The sequence below is a fragment of the Bacillus sp. SIMBA_008 genome (assembly GCF_046535495.1).
Classification (GTDB): Bacteria; Bacillota; Bacilli; order Bacillales; family Bacillaceae; genus Bacillus; species Bacillus subtilis.
In genome coordinates, this window is the sequence record NZ_JAWRWL010000001.1 from 859,526 (window position 1) to 876,115 (window position 16,590).

19 protein-coding genes, 1 other RNA gene, 1 pseudogene and 1 riboswitch are annotated in these 16,590 nt (G+C 42.6%); of the genes and pseudogenes, 17 read left to right on the forward strand and 4 right to left on the reverse strand.

The genetic code is table 11. The annotated features are described in order from the left end of the window. Nucleotides 1–51: 51 nt before the first annotated feature. The 6 genes from SB658_RS04705 (at nucleotide 52) to SB658_RS04730 (ending at nucleotide 3,200) form a co-directional block, all read left to right on the forward strand. Complete coding sequence (locus SB658_RS04705; RefSeq protein ID WP_003230707.1) at nucleotides 52–180, forward strand: hypothetical protein; 129 nt, start codon at nucleotides 52–54, stop codon at nucleotides 178–180. 83 nt (nucleotides 181–263) lie between these two features. After that, entirely contained in the window at nucleotides 264–491 is a 228-nt protein-coding gene (gene cotD, locus SB658_RS04710) for a spore coat protein CotD (protein ID WP_010886551.1), read from the forward strand. Nucleotides 492–579: 88 nt separating this feature from the next. Then, nucleotides 580–1,122, forward strand: coding sequence for an SLOG family protein (locus SB658_RS04715; protein WP_029726791.1), 543 nt, complete (start codon nucleotides 580–582; stop codon nucleotides 1,120–1,122). A 77-nt stretch (nucleotides 1,123–1,199) separates the two neighbouring features. Beyond that, the gene (gpsB, locus tag SB658_RS04720) at nucleotides 1,200–1,496 is read left to right on the forward strand and encodes a cell division regulator GpsB (protein WP_003225629.1); all 297 of its coding nucleotides are present in this window, start codon (nucleotides 1,200–1,202) and stop codon (nucleotides 1,494–1,496) included. 65 nt (nucleotides 1,497–1,561) lie between these two features. Next, an RNA gene (gene rnpB / locus SB658_RS04725) (RNase P RNA component class B) lies at nucleotides 1,562–1,942 on the forward strand. Between the two features lie 100 nt (nucleotides 1,943–2,042). Further along, a complete protein-coding gene (locus tag SB658_RS04730; protein WP_009967571.1) occupies nucleotides 2,043–3,200 on the forward strand; it encodes a THUMP domain-containing class I SAM-dependent RNA methyltransferase in 1,158 nt (385 codons plus the stop codon). 52 nt (nucleotides 3,201–3,252) lie between these two features. On the opposite strand, the gene SB658_RS04735 is transcribed toward SB658_RS04730, so the two are convergent. Continuing rightward, nucleotides 3,253–3,405, reverse strand: a complete 153-nt coding sequence (locus SB658_RS04735; RefSeq protein ID WP_010327933.1) for a YpzG family protein — start codon at nucleotides 3,403–3,405, stop codon at nucleotides 3,253–3,255. A 163-nt stretch (nucleotides 3,406–3,568) separates the two neighbouring features. Here SB658_RS04735 and SB658_RS04740 point away from each other — a divergent pair, with 163 nt between their 5' ends. Further along, nucleotides 3,569–3,760, forward strand: a complete 192-nt coding sequence (locus SB658_RS04740; protein ID WP_003246090.1) for a hypothetical protein — start codon at nucleotides 3,569–3,571, stop codon at nucleotides 3,758–3,760. Nucleotides 3,761–3,862: 102 nt separating this feature from the next. Then, a complete protein-coding gene (locus tag SB658_RS04745) occupies nucleotides 3,863–5,788 on the forward strand; it encodes an ATP-dependent DNA helicase (RefSeq protein WP_021481519.1) in 1,926 nt (641 codons plus the stop codon). 41 nt (nucleotides 5,789–5,829) lie between these two features. On the opposite strand, the gene kduD is transcribed toward SB658_RS04745, so the two are convergent. After that, entirely contained in the window at nucleotides 5,830–6,594 is a 765-nt protein-coding gene (kduD, locus tag SB658_RS04750) for a 2-dehydro-3-deoxy-D-gluconate 5-dehydrogenase KduD (RefSeq protein WP_124058490.1), read from the reverse strand. Nucleotide 6,595: 1 nt separating this feature from the next. Continuing rightward, the gene (kduI, locus tag SB658_RS04755; RefSeq protein WP_086344004.1) at nucleotides 6,596–7,423 is read right to left on the reverse strand and encodes a 5-dehydro-4-deoxy-D-glucuronate isomerase; all 828 of its coding nucleotides are present in this window, start codon (nucleotides 7,421–7,423) and stop codon (nucleotides 6,596–6,598) included. Nucleotides 7,424–7,644: 221 nt separating this feature from the next. On the opposite strand from kduI, the gene kdgR reads away from it, so the two are divergent. The 7 genes and pseudogenes from kdgR to pbuX form a co-directional block, all read left to right on the forward strand. Next, on the forward strand, nucleotides 7,645–8,664 hold the full coding sequence (kdgR, locus tag SB658_RS04760; protein ID WP_144500729.1) for a pectin utilization transcriptional regulator KdgR: 1,020 nt from the start codon (nucleotides 7,645–7,647) through the stop codon (nucleotides 8,662–8,664). Nucleotides 8,665–8,701: 37 nt separating this feature from the next. Next, nucleotides 8,702–9,676: a 2-dehydro-3-deoxygluconokinase gene (gene kdgK, locus SB658_RS04765; RefSeq protein WP_015251846.1), complete on the forward strand. Its 975-nt coding sequence runs from the start codon at nucleotides 8,702–8,704 to the stop codon at nucleotides 9,674–9,676. 1 nt (nucleotide 9,677) lies between these two features. Next, nucleotides 9,678–10,268, forward strand: coding sequence for a bifunctional 4-hydroxy-2-oxoglutarate aldolase/2-dehydro-3-deoxy-phosphogluconate aldolase (gene eda / locus SB658_RS04770; protein WP_124058487.1), 591 nt, complete (start codon nucleotides 9,678–9,680; stop codon nucleotides 10,266–10,268). A gap of 44 nt (nucleotides 10,269–10,312) precedes the next feature. Then, the gene (gene kdgT, locus SB658_RS04775) at nucleotides 10,313–11,305 is read left to right on the forward strand and encodes a 2-keto-3-deoxygluconate transporter (protein WP_129092492.1); all 993 of its coding nucleotides are present in this window, start codon (nucleotides 10,313–10,315) and stop codon (nucleotides 11,303–11,305) included. A 111-nt stretch (nucleotides 11,306–11,416) separates the two neighbouring features. After that, complete coding sequence (gene ypwA / locus SB658_RS04780) at nucleotides 11,417–12,922, forward strand: carboxypeptidase (protein ID WP_017696980.1); 1,506 nt, start codon at nucleotides 11,417–11,419, stop codon at nucleotides 12,920–12,922. 140 nt (nucleotides 12,923–13,062) lie between these two features. Beyond that, nucleotides 13,063–13,162, forward strand: a riboswitch (purine riboswitch). Nucleotides 13,163–13,251: 89 nt separating this feature from the next. Continuing rightward, the gene (gene xpt / locus SB658_RS04785) at nucleotides 13,252–13,836 is read left to right on the forward strand and encodes a xanthine phosphoribosyltransferase (RefSeq protein WP_003230744.1); all 585 of its coding nucleotides are present in this window, start codon (nucleotides 13,252–13,254) and stop codon (nucleotides 13,834–13,836) included. Continuing rightward, nucleotides 13,833–14,222, forward strand: a pseudogene (gene pbuX, locus SB658_RS04790) (xanthine permease PbuX); the annotation flags it as partial. The gene xpt and the pseudogene pbuX, both read left to right, overlap by 4 nt. Before the next feature lie 47 nt (nucleotides 14,223–14,269). Here pbuX and SB658_RS04795 read toward each other — a convergent pair. After that, nucleotides 14,270–14,536 carry a hypothetical protein gene (locus SB658_RS04795; RefSeq protein WP_017696977.1) on the reverse strand — a complete coding sequence of 89 codons (267 nt, stop codon included), beginning with the start codon at nucleotides 14,534–14,536 and terminating at the stop codon, nucleotides 14,270–14,272. A 625-nt stretch (nucleotides 14,537–15,161) separates the two neighbouring features. Between SB658_RS04795 and SB658_RS04800 the strand changes: the two genes are divergently transcribed. Together SB658_RS04800 and SB658_RS04805 are read left to right on the forward strand one after the other, a co-directional pair. After that, the gene (locus SB658_RS04800) at nucleotides 15,162–16,343 is read left to right on the forward strand and encodes an AimR family lysis-lysogeny pheromone receptor (RefSeq protein ID WP_410601235.1); all 1,182 of its coding nucleotides are present in this window, start codon (nucleotides 15,162–15,164) and stop codon (nucleotides 16,341–16,343) included. Between the two features lie 36 nt (nucleotides 16,344–16,379). Beyond that, complete coding sequence (locus SB658_RS04805; protein ID WP_159376941.1) at nucleotides 16,380–16,505, forward strand: lysogeny pheromone AimP family peptide; 126 nt, start codon at nucleotides 16,380–16,382, stop codon at nucleotides 16,503–16,505. The last annotated feature ends 85 nt before the right edge of the window (nucleotides 16,506–16,590 follow it).

Sequence of the window (16,590 nt, forward strand, 5' to 3'; positions counted from 1 at the left end):
TTTGCTGAATTCACATTGATTTTGTTGTAGAATAGCGGCGAATCCTGTAAAATGACGTTAGTTATTTTTAAAGGGAGAGTTGGTATGTATAAGGGTGTTTTTTACTTGTTCTTTGTTGTGGTATTTTTGATTGCTTTTGTGTTTTCCAACTTTAAAGACAGCTTAATTGCACACTTTTAAAATAGGTCTTTGCATCAGAACATGTACCCCTTATTTTTCATAGCTTAGTATTGTAATAAAGTTTATGGAAAGGGGATTTTATCATGCATCACTGCAGACCGCATATGATGGCGCCAATTGTCCATCCTACTCATTGCTGTGAACACCATACGTTTTCGAAGACTATCGTGCCGCACATTCACCCACAGCATACAACAAACGTAAACCACCAGCATTTTCAGCACGTTCACTACTTTCCACACACTTTCTCAAATGTTGACCCGGCTACGCATCAGCATTTTCAAGCAGGAAAACCTTGCTGCGACTACTAGTATGGAAAACGTGCAGCTTGATGGTGTAAACAATGCAGCACAACAAATGGGGCCCACGGGAGCCCCATTTTTTAAAGCAGGTGAAATGATGAAAGTATTGGCAATAACGGGCTATAAACCGTTTGAACTGGGGATATTTAAGCAGGATGACAAGGCGCTGTATTACATAAAAAAAGCCATTAAGAACCGGCTGATTGCTTTTTTGGATGAAGGATTAGAATGGATTTTAATTTCGGGCCAGCTTGGAGTTGAGCTGTGGGCGGCAGAAGTTGCATATGATTTGCAGGAGGAATACCCTGACTTAAAGGTAGCTGTCATCACACCATTTTACGAGCAGGAAAAGAACTGGAAAGAACCGAATAAGGAACAGTATGAAGCAGTTCTGGCTCAGGCAGACTATGAAGCAAGCCTGACTCACCGTCCTTATGAAAGCCCGCTTCAATTCAAACAAAAAAATCAGTTCTTCATTGATAAGTCCGACGGGCTTCTGCTTTTATATGACCCGGAAAAGGAAGGCTCCCCTAAGTATATGCTTGGGACAGCGGAAAAAAGGCGCGAACAGGATAGCTATCCCATCTACTTTATTACAATGGATGACTTGAGAGTGACAGTGGAGGAAGACAGCTACTAACAAAGAGAGAGAAATTTGACAACCGTACAGATTTCTGAAAAAATATATGTGATGATTCACGATACGAGGTGAAAAAGATGCTTGCTGATAAAGTAAAGCTTTCTGCGAAAGAAATTTTGGAAAAAGAATTTAAAACAGGCGTTAGAGGCTACAAGCAAGAAGACGTTGACAAATTTTTAGATATGATTATTAAGGATTATGAAACCTTCCATCAAGAAATTGAAGAACTGCAGCAGGAAAATCTGCAGCTGAAAAAACAGCTTGAAGAAGCCAGCAAAAAACAGCCTGTGCAATCTAACACAACAAACTTTGATATTTTAAAACGGCTGTCTAACTTAGAAAAACACGTTTTTGGCAGCAAGCTTTATGATTGATCACGCTTGAAAAAAATGGCGCTTGTAAATTGTAATCAGTTGTTATATAATAATTCATGTTCTTAACGTTCGGGTAATCGCTGCAGATCTTGAATCTGTAGAGGAAAGTCCATGCTCGCACGGTGCTGAGATGCCCGTAGTGTTCGTGCCTAGCGAAGTCATAAGCTAGGGCAGTCTTTAGAGGCTGACGGCAGGAAAAAAGCCTACGTCTTCGGATATGGCTGAGTATCCTTGAAAGTGCCACAGTGACGAAGTCTCACTAGAAATGGTGAGAGTGGAACGCGGTAAACCCCTCGAGCGAGAAACCCAAATTTTGGTAGGGGAACCTTCTTAACGGAATTCAACGGAGAGAAGGACAGAATGCTTTCTGTAGATAGATGATTGCCGCCTGAGTACGAGGTGATGAGCCGTTTGCAGTACGACGGAACAAAACATGGCTTACAGAACGTTAGACCACTTACATTTAAAATGATGAAAACAAGCTCTCCCGTATAAGGAGAGCTTTTATCTTGAAAAGAGAAAAGTTTTAAAAGACAGGGTGATACGATGAAGAAGTATACACTAATTGCAACGGCGCCGATGGGCATTGAAGCTGTTGTCGCAAAGGAAGTACGAGATTTAGGATACGAATGCAAGGTTGATAACGGGAAAGTTATTTTTGAAGGTGATGCACTTGCCATCTGCCGTGCGAACCTTTGGCTTAGAACAGCCGACCGTATAAAGGTTCAGGTTGCTTCTTTTAAAGCGAAAACATTTGATGAACTGTTTGAAAAAACGAAAGCGATTAACTGGCGCTCATTTATACCTGAAAACGGGAAATTCCCTGTCATCGGAAAATCGGTAAAATCAACACTTGCAAGCGTTCCCGACTGTCAGCGGATCGTCAAAAAAGCAATTGTCGAAAAGCTCAAGCTGCAGTCCGGCAAAGCCAATGATTGGATTGAAGAAACAGGTGCCGAGTATAAAGTCGAAATTTCTTTATTGAAAGATCAGGCTTTGATTACACTGGACTCATCAGGGACAGGCCTTCACAAACGAGGATACCGTGTCGATCAGGGCGGTGCGCCGATTAAAGAAACACTTGCTGCCGCTTTGGTGCAATTAACCAATTGGACGCCGGACCGCCCGTTTGTTGATCCTTTCTGTGGCTCCGGAACAATCGCGATAGAAGCGGCGCTAATTGGCCAAAACATCGCCCCGGGATTCAATCGCGATTTTGTTTCAGAGGATTGGGAATGGATCGGTAAAGATCTGTGGAACAAAGCGCGGCTTGAAGTCGAAGAAAAGGCAAATTATGATCAGCCGCTTACAATTTTCGCTAGCGACATAGACCACCGCATGGTTCAAATCGCAAAAGAAAATGCAGAGGAAGCAGGATTGGGAGATCTAATCCAGTTCAAACAGATGCAGGTCAAAGACTTTACCACAAATCTGGAATTTGGCGTAATTGTCGGCAACCCGCCATATGGAGAGCGTCTCGGCGAGAAAAAAGCCGTTGAGCAGATGTACAAAGAAATGGGGCAGGCGTTCGAGCCGCTTGATACTTGGTCTGTGTATATGCTGACATCAAATGAAAACTTTGAGGAAGCATATGGCAGAAAAGCAACGAAGAAACGAAAACTCTTTAACGGGTTTATTAAAACGGATTATTATCAATACTGGTCAAAAGTAAGACCGCAGCGCAAGAAAACAGAAAACGCATAAAAAGAAGACGCTCTGCATGCGTCTTCTTTCATCTTTCAGCCCTATTCTATCGTTACCAACGGTGAGCTTTCGCGTTGCTTCTCAATATAATGTTGGTTTGGGACATTTCAGTGTGACCGTTTACTTGAGACTTAGAACGTTTAGGCCGCGTCCAATTGTGATGAAACAGTTCAGAATGCTGATCTAATCGGTTTCTATAACTCATGTCAACATCACTCCCTGATAGAATATTGTTGATAAGACGGATAATCCGGAGACGGAATATCAAGTGTAGTTTGTGCATGTTTCGGTGATAACATGCGGTAAAGCATGTATATAAAATGAAAAGTTTGCATACAATGATGATTATTTCCATCAGAGGTGATCTCATGCTGAACAGCGAACATTTTAATCTTATTCAAAGGGCGCTTGACGCAACAGCAAACGAGCTGAAGGAGCTCGGAACTGATTCGTCTCCGTCTGTGATTTCGCATGCGCAAACTGATTTAGAAAAAGCGGTAGAACATATTTATTCAACAGACCATCCTTTTTTATCGTCGCATGTGATCAATCGTAAGTAAACTGCAAAAAACTTGGCATTGCCAAGTTTTTTTATTGTATTCATCAGCGGAAAATGATATTATTGGTGGTCTGAATGTCGAATAGTTGGGGGTTGGAACTAGGTGACAACATCACGTTTGCCTTTTTCTTTAACGAAAACAAAGAATTTTTATGAAGAATTGAACAATTGGATTGGTGACGTGTTTTACGATATCCTTCCCGAAAAAGGGTTTGATCTTCGGGACGAGCAAGTATTTATGGCTTTTCAGCTGGAGCGGGCGTTTAAAGAGAAAAAAGTCATGTTCGCCGAAGCTGGAGTGGGAACGGGGAAAACGCTGGTTTATCTTCTTTTTGCAATCAGCTATGCAAGGTATGTCGGCAAACCCGCCATCATCGCTTGTGCAGATGAAACATTAATTGAACAGCTGGTGAAAAAAGAGGGCGATATTTCTAAGCTGGCTGAGCATCTTGATCTGAAAATTGATACAAGACTGTCAAAATCACATGAACAATATTTATGCTTGAAGAAGCTTGAAAAAACAATGCAGCGTTCTGATGATGATAAATGGCTGGATCTTTATGAGTCGTTACCGTCATTTGTCCACGAGTCACAGGCGATGCAGCGCTTTTATCCGTATGGCGACCGTAAGCAGTACGCAAATCTATCGAATGAAGAGTGGTCTGACGTAAGCTACGACTCGTTTCAGGACTGTCTGACTTGTGATATGAGACACAGATGCGGTCTGACACTTTCCAGAGATTACTATCGCAAGGCAACGGACTTAATCATATGTTCCCATGATTTTTATATGGAGCATGTGTGGACGGAAGAATCACGCAAACGAGAGGGCCAGCTGCCGCTCTTGCCTGATCATAGTGCAGTTGTATTTGATGAGGGGCACTTGTTAGAGTTTGCTGCGCAAAAAGCGCTAACCTATAGAGTGAAGCAGTCTACTCTTGAATTGTTTTTAGAACGATTGCTGCAAAATGACATCAGAGAAGAGTTTGCAGAATTGATTGAAGATGCGCTTCTCGCAAACGACGAATTTTTCTATGTTCTTTCTGAAGAATCAAAGGAAGTAGCCGGTTCACACCGTTTAGAAATAAAAAATGACCAGCGTGTCAAAAAGGCGGCGGACGAGCTTTGCCGTTTACTTGATAAAATCGGTGAGGCACTTGTATTTGAGTCTGAAATGTATACGATTGATCAATACGAACTGTCAGTAGTGGAAGAATATGTTGAACAAATGGCGTATTCATTATCTCTATATCAAAAGGATGCGATCAGCTGGCTGGAGAAAAAGGAAGCAGAATCAACCTTTGTCGTGATGCCGAGAACGGTAGCAGAAGTACTTGGCGAAAAAGTGTTTTCTAAGAAAATTCCTTATATCTTCTCTTCTGCTACGCTGTCAGAAGGCGGTTCGTTTGATTATATTGCCGACAGTCTTGGGATTCATGATTATTTGTCATTAACTGTTGATTCCCCTTATGATTATGACGAGCAAATGAGTATTAATCTATACGCAAAAACAGATATGGCCGCTGAACAAAAAACGGCTGAAACGATTGAAACAATCAAACGTTACAAAGGAAGAACGCTGGTGCTTTTCCCTTCTTTTGAAGAATTAAACGAGTTTAAAGAGCTGTCGGCGGCATGGGAGCTGCCGTATCCAATTTTCTTCGAAGGTGATGAGGAAATCAGCAGCTTAGTAGAGAAATTCCAAGAGGAAGAGGAAACAGTACTTTGTTCAGTTCACTTATGGGAAGGACTCGACATTCCCGGTGACGCATTGAAGAATGTTACCATTTGGTCATTGCCGTTCCCGCCACACGATCCTGTATTTACAGCGAAGCGCAACGGAGCGAAAAAAGATCCGTTCGAAGAAGTTGATCTGCCATATATGTTGTTACGTGTACGGCAGGGCATCGGGCGCCTGATTCGCTCGAATCAAGACAGCGGCTCGATTCACATTTACGCTGGCGGAGAAAATGAACGCATCATTGATGAGGTCAAAAAGGTCTTGCCTGTTGAACCGCACATGATGTAATGGAAAAAAGCTGACGATCGTTCGTCAGCTTTTTTTATTTGTCAGCGGGATAGCCAGCCGCCATCAACTGCTAAAATATGTCCATTTACATAATCTGAAGCACGTGATGCCAAAAAGACTGCAGTCCCCCCGATATCATCCGCTTGGCCCCAGCGGCCGGCAGGAATTCTCTTTAAAATGTCCTCATTTCGCTTTTCGTCATCCCGAATAGGCTTTGTATTCGCAGTAGAAATATAGCCTGGGGCGATTGCGTTGACCTGAATACCTGACGCTGCCCACTCATTTGCAAATGATTTTGTCAAACCGGCAACAGCGTGTTTGCTCGCGGTGTAAGCCGGAACGAGGATGCCGCCTTGAAAAGACAGGAGAGAGGCAATATTAATAATCTTTCCATGACCTCTTTTCAGCATGTGCCTGCCAGCAAGCTGTGTCAGAATAAACAGGCTGTTTAGATTGACATTCAGTACGTGCTGCCAGTTCTCTTCTGGAAAATCTTCCGCTTTTTCCCGATGAATAATGCCGGCATTATTGACAAGGATGTCGATCTGCCTGTTTTCAAACAGCTCAGCTGCAGAATCCTTTATCGCTTCCGGCTTGCTCATGTCCAATGTAAAAGATGTAAATATCCGGTCTTCCTGTTCCACAAGCTGCTGTGTTTCAGACAGACTGCTTGTATGTGATGTGCCGATAATATCAGCGCCAGCCCCGGCTAGGGCTTTGGCTATTCCTTGACCGATCCCTGTTCCCGGGCCTGTCACCAGCGCTGTTTTTCCTTCTAATGAAAAGGCGTCATGTAGATAACCCATCTTATTTCAGCCCATCCATCGGAACGAGATCCATGTCCGTAAATGTGTAATTTTCTCCAGCCATCGCCCACACAAAGCTATAGTTTGATGTTCCTGCGCCAGAATGAATAGACCAGGCGGGAGAAAGGACAGCCTGCTCATTTCCAACAACAAGATGGCGTGTTTCATCCGGCTGGCCCATGAAATGAAATACCTTTGAGTCCTTTTCAAGATCCAGATAAAGATAAGCCTCCATCCGACGGTCATGAACGTGTGCTGGCATGGTATTCCAGTTGTTGTTTTGATCTAACATCGTTATTCCCATCATCAGCTGACAGCTTTTAATGCCATCCTGATGAATGACTTTGTACAGACTTCTGACATTAGACGCTGCATCATCACCAAGGCGGTCCGGTGTCAGTTCAGGTAGGGCGGCTTTTTGTGTCGGATAGCTTTTGTGGGCGCAAGCGGAGACGAAGTAAAACTTCGCTTTTTCCCCGTTCAGGCTTGAAAACGATACATCCTGATTGCCCATTCCAATATAGAGAAAATCCTTTGTTTGAAGCACATATTCATCATCGCCAACCCTGACAGCGCCAGGCTGGCCGACATTAATAATCCCGATTTCACGCCGTTCCAAAAAGAAGTCTGTTTTTAGAAAATCACCTGCATCAAGCTTCAGTTCACTTTGCCCTGGAGCCGCTCCGCCGATGACAACCCGGTCTTCATGTGAGTAATACATCGTAAGTTTGTTTTCTGTAAATAAAGAATCCATTAAGAAATGACTGCGAAGCTCCTCTGTTGTAAAGCGTTTTACTTGTTCAGGATGTACAGAATAACGATTTTCCATTATATTTCCCCCTTGGTTAGGATTTCAGCATCACTTGAATGAAAATATTTTGGTAACGGTTTCAAAGAAAATTTTAGGATAAATAGTGAAAAGAGTCAACGAAAAAATAATGAATTGGCACATTATTAAAAAAACTCTTCCCAAATTTTAAAATTATGGTATTCTTTTGTTGTAACGGTTTTGAAATCGGTTTCAAATATATGAGATACAGGAGCACTTGAATGAAAAAGAAAACAACAGGCCATACAACCATCAAAGACGTAGCTGAATGTGCAGGAGTTTCGAAATCGACAGTTTCCCGCTATATTAACGGAAAAATTGACGCGATTTCTCCTGAAAAAGTGAAAAACATTAAAAAGGCAATCGCAGAATTGAATTATCGGCCGAGTAAAATGGCACAAGGTTTGAAAATAAAAAAAAGCAAGTTAATCGGATTTGTTGTGGCTGACATTACAAATCCTTTTTCGGTCGCTGCTTTCAGGGGAGTCGAAGAGGTTTGTGATCAATATGGATACAGCATTATGGTGTGCAACACAGATAACAGTCCTGAAAAAGAGCGGGAAATGCTCTTAAAGCTAGAAGCCCATTCGGTTGAGGGCCTGATTTTAAACGCAACAGGGGAAAACAAGGATGTACTGCGCGCTTTTGCTGAACAGCAAATTCCAACCATCTTAATTGACCGGAAACTGCCGGATCTGAAACTGGATACCGTAACGACTGACAACAGATGGATCACAAAAGAGATTCTTCAGAAGGTGTACAGCATAGGGTATACTGATGTCGCGCTGTTTACCGAACCGATTTCCTCTATCAGCCCTCGTGCAGAAAGAGCAGCTGTGTATCAGGAAATGGCTTCGGTTCAAAATGTGCACGGGCTTGTCAGATTGCATGAAATTGACGTAAAAGACAAGGAGCAGCTTAAGGCGGCGCTTCGTTCTTTTCACAAGGAAATGCCGGAGCAAAAAAAAGCGATTCTGGCTTTGAATGGCTTGATTATGCTGAAAATCATCAGCTGTATGGAAGAGCTTGGCCTGCGCATCCCTCAAGATATAGGGATTGCAGGATTCGATGATACGGAGTGGTACAAACTGATCGGTCCAGGCATTACAACGATCGCCCAGCCGTCACATGATATGGGCAGGACGGCGATGGAACGTGTATTAAAAAGGATTGAAGGTGACAAAGGAGCGCCTCAAACCATTGAATTAGAGGCAAAAGTCATCATGAGAAAGTCACTTTAATCCTAGGTGCCCTCAACTAAGAGGAGGTTGGGAAGAGATGAAGCTTGATGCGGTGACATTCGGGGAATCAATGGCCATGTTTTACGCAAATGAGTATGGAGGCCTTCATGAAGTATCCACTTTTTCTAAAGGGCTTGCCGGAGCAGAAAGCAATGTCGCCTGCGGCCTTGCCAGACTCGGATTCCGAATGGGATGGATGAGCAAGGTCGGCAATGATCAGCTCGGAACGTTTATTTTACAAGAGCTTAAAAAAGAGGGAGTGGATGTGTCCCGCGTGATCCGCTCGCAGGACGAAAATCCCACCGGGCTGCTGCTTAAGTCAAAAGTGAAAGAAGGCGACCCGCAAGTTACCTACTATAGGAAAAACTCAGCTGCAAGCACATTAACTTCTGCTGAATATCCGAGAGATTATTTTCAATGCGCAGGCCATTTGCATGTGACAGGTATTCCGCCTGCCTTATCAGCCGAGATGAAAGACTTCACGTACCATGTCATGAACGACATGAGAAACGCAGGGAAAACCATTTCATTCGACCCTAATGTAAGACCTTCGCTTTGGCCTGATCAAGCAACAATGGTACACACAATCAACGATCTGGCTGGGCTTGCAGACTGGTTTTTCCCGGGTATCGCAGAGGGAGAGCTATTGACCGGAGAAAAAACACCTGAAGGCATTGCCGACTATTATTTGAAAAAAGGTGCCAGCTTTGTCGCTATTAAACTCGGAAAAGAAGGCGCTTACTTTAAAACGGGGACAAGTGAAGGATTTCTAGAAGGCTGCCGGGTCGACCGGGTGGTTGATACGGTCGGCGCCGGAGACGGATTTGCAGTCGGTGTAATCAGCGGTATCCTAGACGGCTTGTCGTACAAGGATGCGGTGCAAAGGGGAAATGCGATTGGCGCTTTGCAAGTGCAGGCACCGGGAGATATGGACGGTTTGCCGACCAGGGAGAAATTAGCTTCTTTTTTATCTGCTCAAAGAACGGTTCACCAAAAGAAAGGGGATTATTAATATGGAGTCCAAAGTCGTTGAAAACCGTCTGAAAGAAGCAAAGCTGATTGCAGTCATTCGTTCAAAGGATAAGCAGGAGGCCTGTCAGCAGATTGAGAGTTTATTAGATAAAGGGATTCGTGCAGTTGAAGTGACGTATACGACCCCCGGGGCATCAGATATTATCGAATCCTTCCGTAATAGGGAAGATATTTTAATTGGCGCGGGCACGGTCATCACCGCGCAGCAAGCTGGGGAAGCTGCTGAGGCTGGCGCGCAGTTTATTGTCAGTCCGGGGTTTTCATCTGATCTTGCTGAACATCTATCTTTTGTAAAGACACATTATATCCCCGGCGTCTTGACTCCGAGTGAAATTATGGAAGCGCTGACATTCGGTTTTACGACATTAAAGCTGTTCCCAAGCGGTGTGTTTGGCATCCCGTTTATGAAAAATTTAGCGGGTCCTTACCCGCAGGTGACCTTTATTCCGACAGGCGGGATACATCCGTCTGAAGTGCCGGATTGGCTTAGAGCCGGAGCTGGCGCCGTCGGAGTCGGCAGCCAGCTGGGCAGCTGTTCAAAAGAGGATTTGCAGGCTGTTTTCCAAGTGTAAGTGGAATTGTTTTTTCATAACCGGAGGATGGGAGAATCCACAATATGAAAATCAAGGCGACAATTGAACGGGTACCTGGCGGAATGATGATTATTCCGCTATTTCTTGGAGCGGCGCTCAACACGTTTGCGCCTGGAACAGCGGAGTTCTTTGGAGGGTTTACGGGTGCTTTGATTACCGGAACGCTGCCGATACTGGGTGTTTTTATCTTTTGCGTAGGAGCAACGATTGATTTTCGTTCTTCAGGCTATATCGCAAGAAAAGGAATCACGTTATTATTGGGAAAGGTCGGATTTGCGGCGCTGCTCGGCGTGATTGCATCGCAATTTATACCTGACGAAGGCATACAATCCGGCTTTTTTGCAGGCCTTTCTGTTTTAGCAATTGTCGCGGTAATGAATGAAACGAACGGCGGACTATATTTGGCGCTCATGAACCATATGGGAAGAAAAGAGGATGCGGGCGCTTTCGCCTTTATCAGTACAGAATCTGGTCCTTTTATGACCATGGTGACGTTTGGTGTGACGGGACTTGCCGCATTCCCATGGGAAACGCTGGCAGCGACAGTCATCCCGTTTTTACTTGGATGTATACTTGGAAATCTGGATCACGATCTCAGAGACTTATTCAGCAAGGTTGTGCCGGCGATCATTCCATTTTTCGCCTTTTCGCTCGGCAATACCTTGAATTTTGGAATGCTGATCCAATCAGGGCTGCTCGGCATTTTTATCGGAGTTTCTGTCGTCATTTTATCGGGCAGTTCCTTGTTTTTACTTGATCGTTTTGTCGCGCGGGGAGACGGTGTCGCGGGTGTGGCCGCTTCTTCTACGGCAGGGGCGGCTGTAGCCGTGCCATACGCATTAGCGGAAGCGAATGCCTCATTTGCGCCAGTTGCTGAGTCGGCAACTGCAATTATCGCGACAAGCGTTATTGTCACCTCGCTCTTAACCCCGCTGGCAACAGTGTGGGTAGATAAAAAAATCAAGCAGAAAAAGCGGAGAACACCTCCGCCAAAAAATCAAATGACGATCAACTGAATAAAAAGGCTGCCGCAAAACATACCGGCAGCCTTTTATACAAACAATTTGACTTTCATACCCCCTTCCATTAGCCTGTAATGGAACGGCTAGAATAGGGAGGGAATGGATATGGAGATACATACATATGAAAAAGAATTTTTTGATCTTTTAAAAAGAATCTCACATTACAGCGAAGCAGTTGCGTTAATGCACTGGGACTCCAGAACAGGAGCGCCGAAAAACGGCTCAGAGGATCGTGCCGAAAGCATCGGCCAGCTTTCAACAGATATATTCAATATCCAAACATCAGATCGAATGAAGGAGCTTATCGATGTCCTGTATGAACGATTTGATGACTTGTCGGAAGATACGAAAAAAGCAGTGGAACTGGCGAAAAAAGAGTATGAAGAGAATAAGAAAATCCCTGAGGCTGAATACAAAGAATACGTGATTCTGTGTTCAAAGGCAGAAACAGCGTGGGAGGAAGCGAAAGGAAAATCTGATTTCAGCTTGTTTTCTCCTTATTTAGAACAGCTGATTGAATTCAATAAACGTTTTATTACGTATTGGGGATATCAAGAGCATCCTTATGATGCATTGCTTGATTTGTTTGAGCCCGGCGTCACGGTAAAGGTGCTTGATCAGCTGTTTACTGAGCTGAAGGAAGCGATTATCCCTCTTGTTAAACAGGTGACAGCTTCCGGAAATAAACCAGATACAAGCTTTCTTACAAAAGCGTTCCCGAAAGAAAAGCAAAAAGAGCTCAGTCTGTATTTTTTACAGGAGCTTGGCTACGATTTTGATGGCGGAAGACTTGATGAAACCGTTCATCCGTTTGCAACTACGCTGAATCGGGGAGACGTTCGGGTCACGACGAGATATGATGAAAAAGATTTCCGGACGGCGATCTTTGGCACCATTCATGAGTGCGGGCACGCGATATACGAGCAAAATATTGATGAAGCACTCAGTGGCACGAATTTGTCAGACGGCGCATCAATGGGAATTCATGAATCGCAATCATTATTTTACGAGAATTTTATCGGCCGCAACAAGCATTTTTGGACACCGTACTATCAGAAGATTCAAGAAGCATCACCTGAACAGTTCAAGGACATCTCCCTGGATGATTTTGTCCGGGCAATCAATGAATCAAAACCTTCATTTATCAGGGTCGAAGCGGATGAATTAACGTATCCTCTTCATATCATCATCCGTTATGAAATTGAAAAAGCGATTTTTAGCAATGAAGTGTCTGTGGAAGATCTGCCGTCGCTTTGGAATCAAAAATACCAGGATTATTTAGGGATTACACCGCAGACCGACGCAGAGGGGATTTTACAGGACGTCCATTGGGCAGGTGGAGATTTCGGCTACTTCCCATCCTATGCGCTCGGCTACATGTATGCGGCTCAGCTGAAACAAAAAATGCTTGAGGATCTCCCTGAATTTGACGCTCTCTTGGAAAGAGGAGAGTTCCATCCGATAAAGCAATGGCTGACGGAAAAGGTGCACATTCACGGAAAACGGAAAAAGCCGTTAGACATTATTAAAGATGCAACAGGAGAAGAGCTGAATGTTCGCTATTTAATTGATTATTTATCAAACAAATATTCAAATCTCTATCTGTCATAATCAAAAGCCTGGCGGCGCGTCGTCAGGCTCTTTTATATCGAATCCCCTTGAAATACGAATGATATCTAAAAAAACAAAATTAAAGTTCGGGAATTTTTATTTTCAGCCTATGCAAGAGATTAGAATCTTGATATAATTTATTACAATATAATAGGAACACTCATATAATCGCGTGGATATGGCACGCAAGTTTCTACCGGGCACCGTAAATGTCCGACTATGGGTGAGCAATGGAACCGCACGTGTACGGTTTTTTGTGATATCAGCATTGCTTGCTCTTTATTTGAGCGGGCAATGCTTTTTTTATTCTCATAACGGAGGTAGACAGGATGGAAGCACTGAAACGGAAAATAGAGGAAGAAGGCGTCGTATTATCTGATCAGGTATTGAAAGTGGATTCTTTTTTGAATCACCAAATTGATCCGCTGCTTATGCAGAGAATTGGTGATGAATTTGCGTCCAGGTTTGCAAAAGACGGTATTACCAAAATTGTGACAATCGAATCATCAGGTATCGCTCCCGCTGTAATGACGGGCTTGAAGCTGGGTGTGCCAGTTGTCTTCGCGAGAAAGCATAAATCGTTAACACTCACCGACAACTTGCTGACAGCGTCTGTTTATTCCTTTACGAAGCAAACAGAAAGCCAAATCGCAGTGTCTGGGACCCACCTGTCGGATCAGGATCATGTGCTGATTATCGATGATTTTTTGGCAAATGGACAGGCAGCGCACGGGCTTGTGTCGATTGTGAAGCAAGCGGGAGCTTCTATTGCGGGAATCGGCATTGTTATTGAAAAGTCATTTCAGCCGGGAAGAGATGAACTTGTAAAACTGGGCTATCGAGTGGAATCTTTGGCAAGAATTCAGTCTTTAGAAGAAGGAAAAGTGTCCTTCGTACAGGAGGTTCATTCATGAGAAATGGATTCGGCAAAACGCTGTCTTTAGGGATTCAGCATGTTCTTGCCATGTATGCCGGCGCCATTGTTGTTCCTCTGATTGTCGGAAAAGCAATGGGACTGACCGTCGAGCAGCTGACTTATTTAGTATCAATTGATATTTTTATGTGCGGTGTGGCTACACTTCTGCAAGTGTGGAGCAACCGATTTTTTGGGATCGGGCTTCCGGTAGTGCTTGGCTGTACCTTTACAGCTGTATCGCCGATGATAGCGATTGGATCTGAATATGGGGTTTCAACTGTTTACGGCAGCATTATCGCTTCAGGCATTCTTGTCATTCTTATTTCATTTTTCTTTGGAAAGCTCGTATCGTTTTTTCCGCCGGTCGTGACAGGCTCTGTTGTGTGAAACATTATTTGGGTACTACATTATTTGTCGAGAAAAAAGAGCCCTTAAAATAGGCTCTGATCTCTTCTGTACACGTCATTCATTAGTTCATTCACTTTGGTATTAGTTCTCTTTATTGCATGCTCAGACGGCTCATTATTGGCTTTTACGGTTATGTTGAACTTTCCATGCTTTACTTTTATGGGTTGTTCTATAGAGGGTACTTCTAAATTAACTGTATATGTATCGAATAAATCCTGAACAAAACTCTGTAGCCTTTCTACGCTCTGCTGCATGTGCTGCTCTGCGTACAGTGTAAATGCTTCTGTCATTCATTCACCTTCCTGATATTAATTTTACTCTTTATAATCTTACAACTCTATCCGTGAGCAACAGATCATTCCTGTAAACTAATTTTATTTTTACTCTAATTCCCCCTTTATTGATATTTGTTTTGATTATAGCACCATCAACGACAATACAAAAGCAAAAAATATGAATATATTTAGGAGGTGTGAAAACAAAAGCAATAAAAGGGTTCTGGAAGCGTTGATATCCAAGGGATTATCACGAGTCTCTTGTAGAAGAGAAGGTGTTATTAAAAGATAAAGAAATTGTCAGCATCTATTGAAGATAAAGTGCGAAAATGTCTAACCCGACTAAGTTAATAGAACAAACCTCTTAAACTTTGAAAAAAAGTCAGTCATATCAAGGGTTTCAGAGCCTAAGTCTTTAGGGAAAGGGTATAAATTTTAAAAAAGGGAGAACATTTTAAGTACATACGTCCGTAAAGAAGGGCGCTTTACGAACGGTTTGTCCAGCAAGCTGGCCTGCACGATTGGGAATATTAAAATATTTAGAATAAAAATAAAATAATCATTGACCTAAATGGAAATGTGAGGTATATTTAATTCACAGACAAAAATAAAAAATATGTACAGAATAATAAGGGGGCAAATGATGGAGCATTATACAAAGTTAGCTAGAGAAGTCAAGTGTTTACTTGAGGATGAAAAAATAAAGATGAGCGATATTTTACGCTCAACTAATCATAAAAATGCTAATTGTTTGTACGATTTTGTTAATGGTAAACGAGAAGTACTTAAAGACTTTGAGAACACCATAGGAATTGCCCGTTGTTCATTCCCTGATACATATGAGGATTACTTAGAGGACTTTGTATACTCAATTGCAGATAGAGAGCCTAATAGGATGGTTATTGTGGAAGCAATGGAGTGGGCAGACGCAAGCCAAAGATCAGAGCTAACTGATTTCCTCGTCGATAAGTTAAAAAATTGTAGGAACCTTAAATGCAAAGAATATGGTAATGTCTATTTCCTCCACAGACAATTAACAAAAGGGGAGATAACAGCTCACGAAGCACTCGTTGCTAGTGGAAAGTTAGGTTTAAAACAGATGGAGACAGTTGTTTTTTCTAGGCTTATGGTACTTTACAAATATTTAGAGTTAAGACAATTCGATACGCTCTCAGATATGGCCAAAGACATACATAGCGAATTAGTTGAAAAGGATAGTTTTATAAGTAAATCGTATTCTTCACGTATACAAACATTATTGGCAAATATGTCATTGACCCAAGGTGACTTGGTTAATACACGGAAACACGCTGAATTAGCTATCTCAGAGTCTGATAATCCTAGATTCTTAGCCTTTGGTTATCTGCACTTAGGAAACTCTTATTTATTTGAAAGCTATGAGAAGTCGAAAGAAAAGCTGTTATTGGGTATGGAATGTGCGAAAAATCACCCTGAGCGGTTTAAACAATTAAGAAGAAGTATGGTTTTCCTGGATAACTATTGGAACAAGGGGAAGACGTATCTAAATCATGAATCAAATGAGACAGAAGACATTCAGGGTATTATCTATAATCATATTCAAAATGGTCGTAAGGAAGCTGCATTGGATATGTTGCAAAAACTTGAGGATCAAAAACAAAATGACAACCTTAAAGGATATCATTACTATTTTAAAGGTTTGATTGATGGGAATATTGCCAATTTTTATTTATCTGCCAAGCATTTTAAACTGTCTGGAGACAAGTTTTGTGTGACTCTCCCTTTAGTTGAACTACAAAAACATGGAGAGAATGCTCAGTTACTTGAGTTATTAACCATCTAAATCGCGCGATATTACTTGAAAGGAGGTGAAAACTATATGAAAAAGGTAATTATCGGACTTGCTATTGTAGCAGCTCTAGCTATCGGCTTTGTGGGTGGGCAACATTCTGTAAACACTGCGTCTGGAGACGTTCAAGTCGCTAGTATTGGTCATGGAGCGTAATCTTACATAATCTTATAGGGAAGCCTTAATTGGCTTCCCTTCATATTACACTTTTAAGAATAAAAATAAAATTAGAGGAGATTTA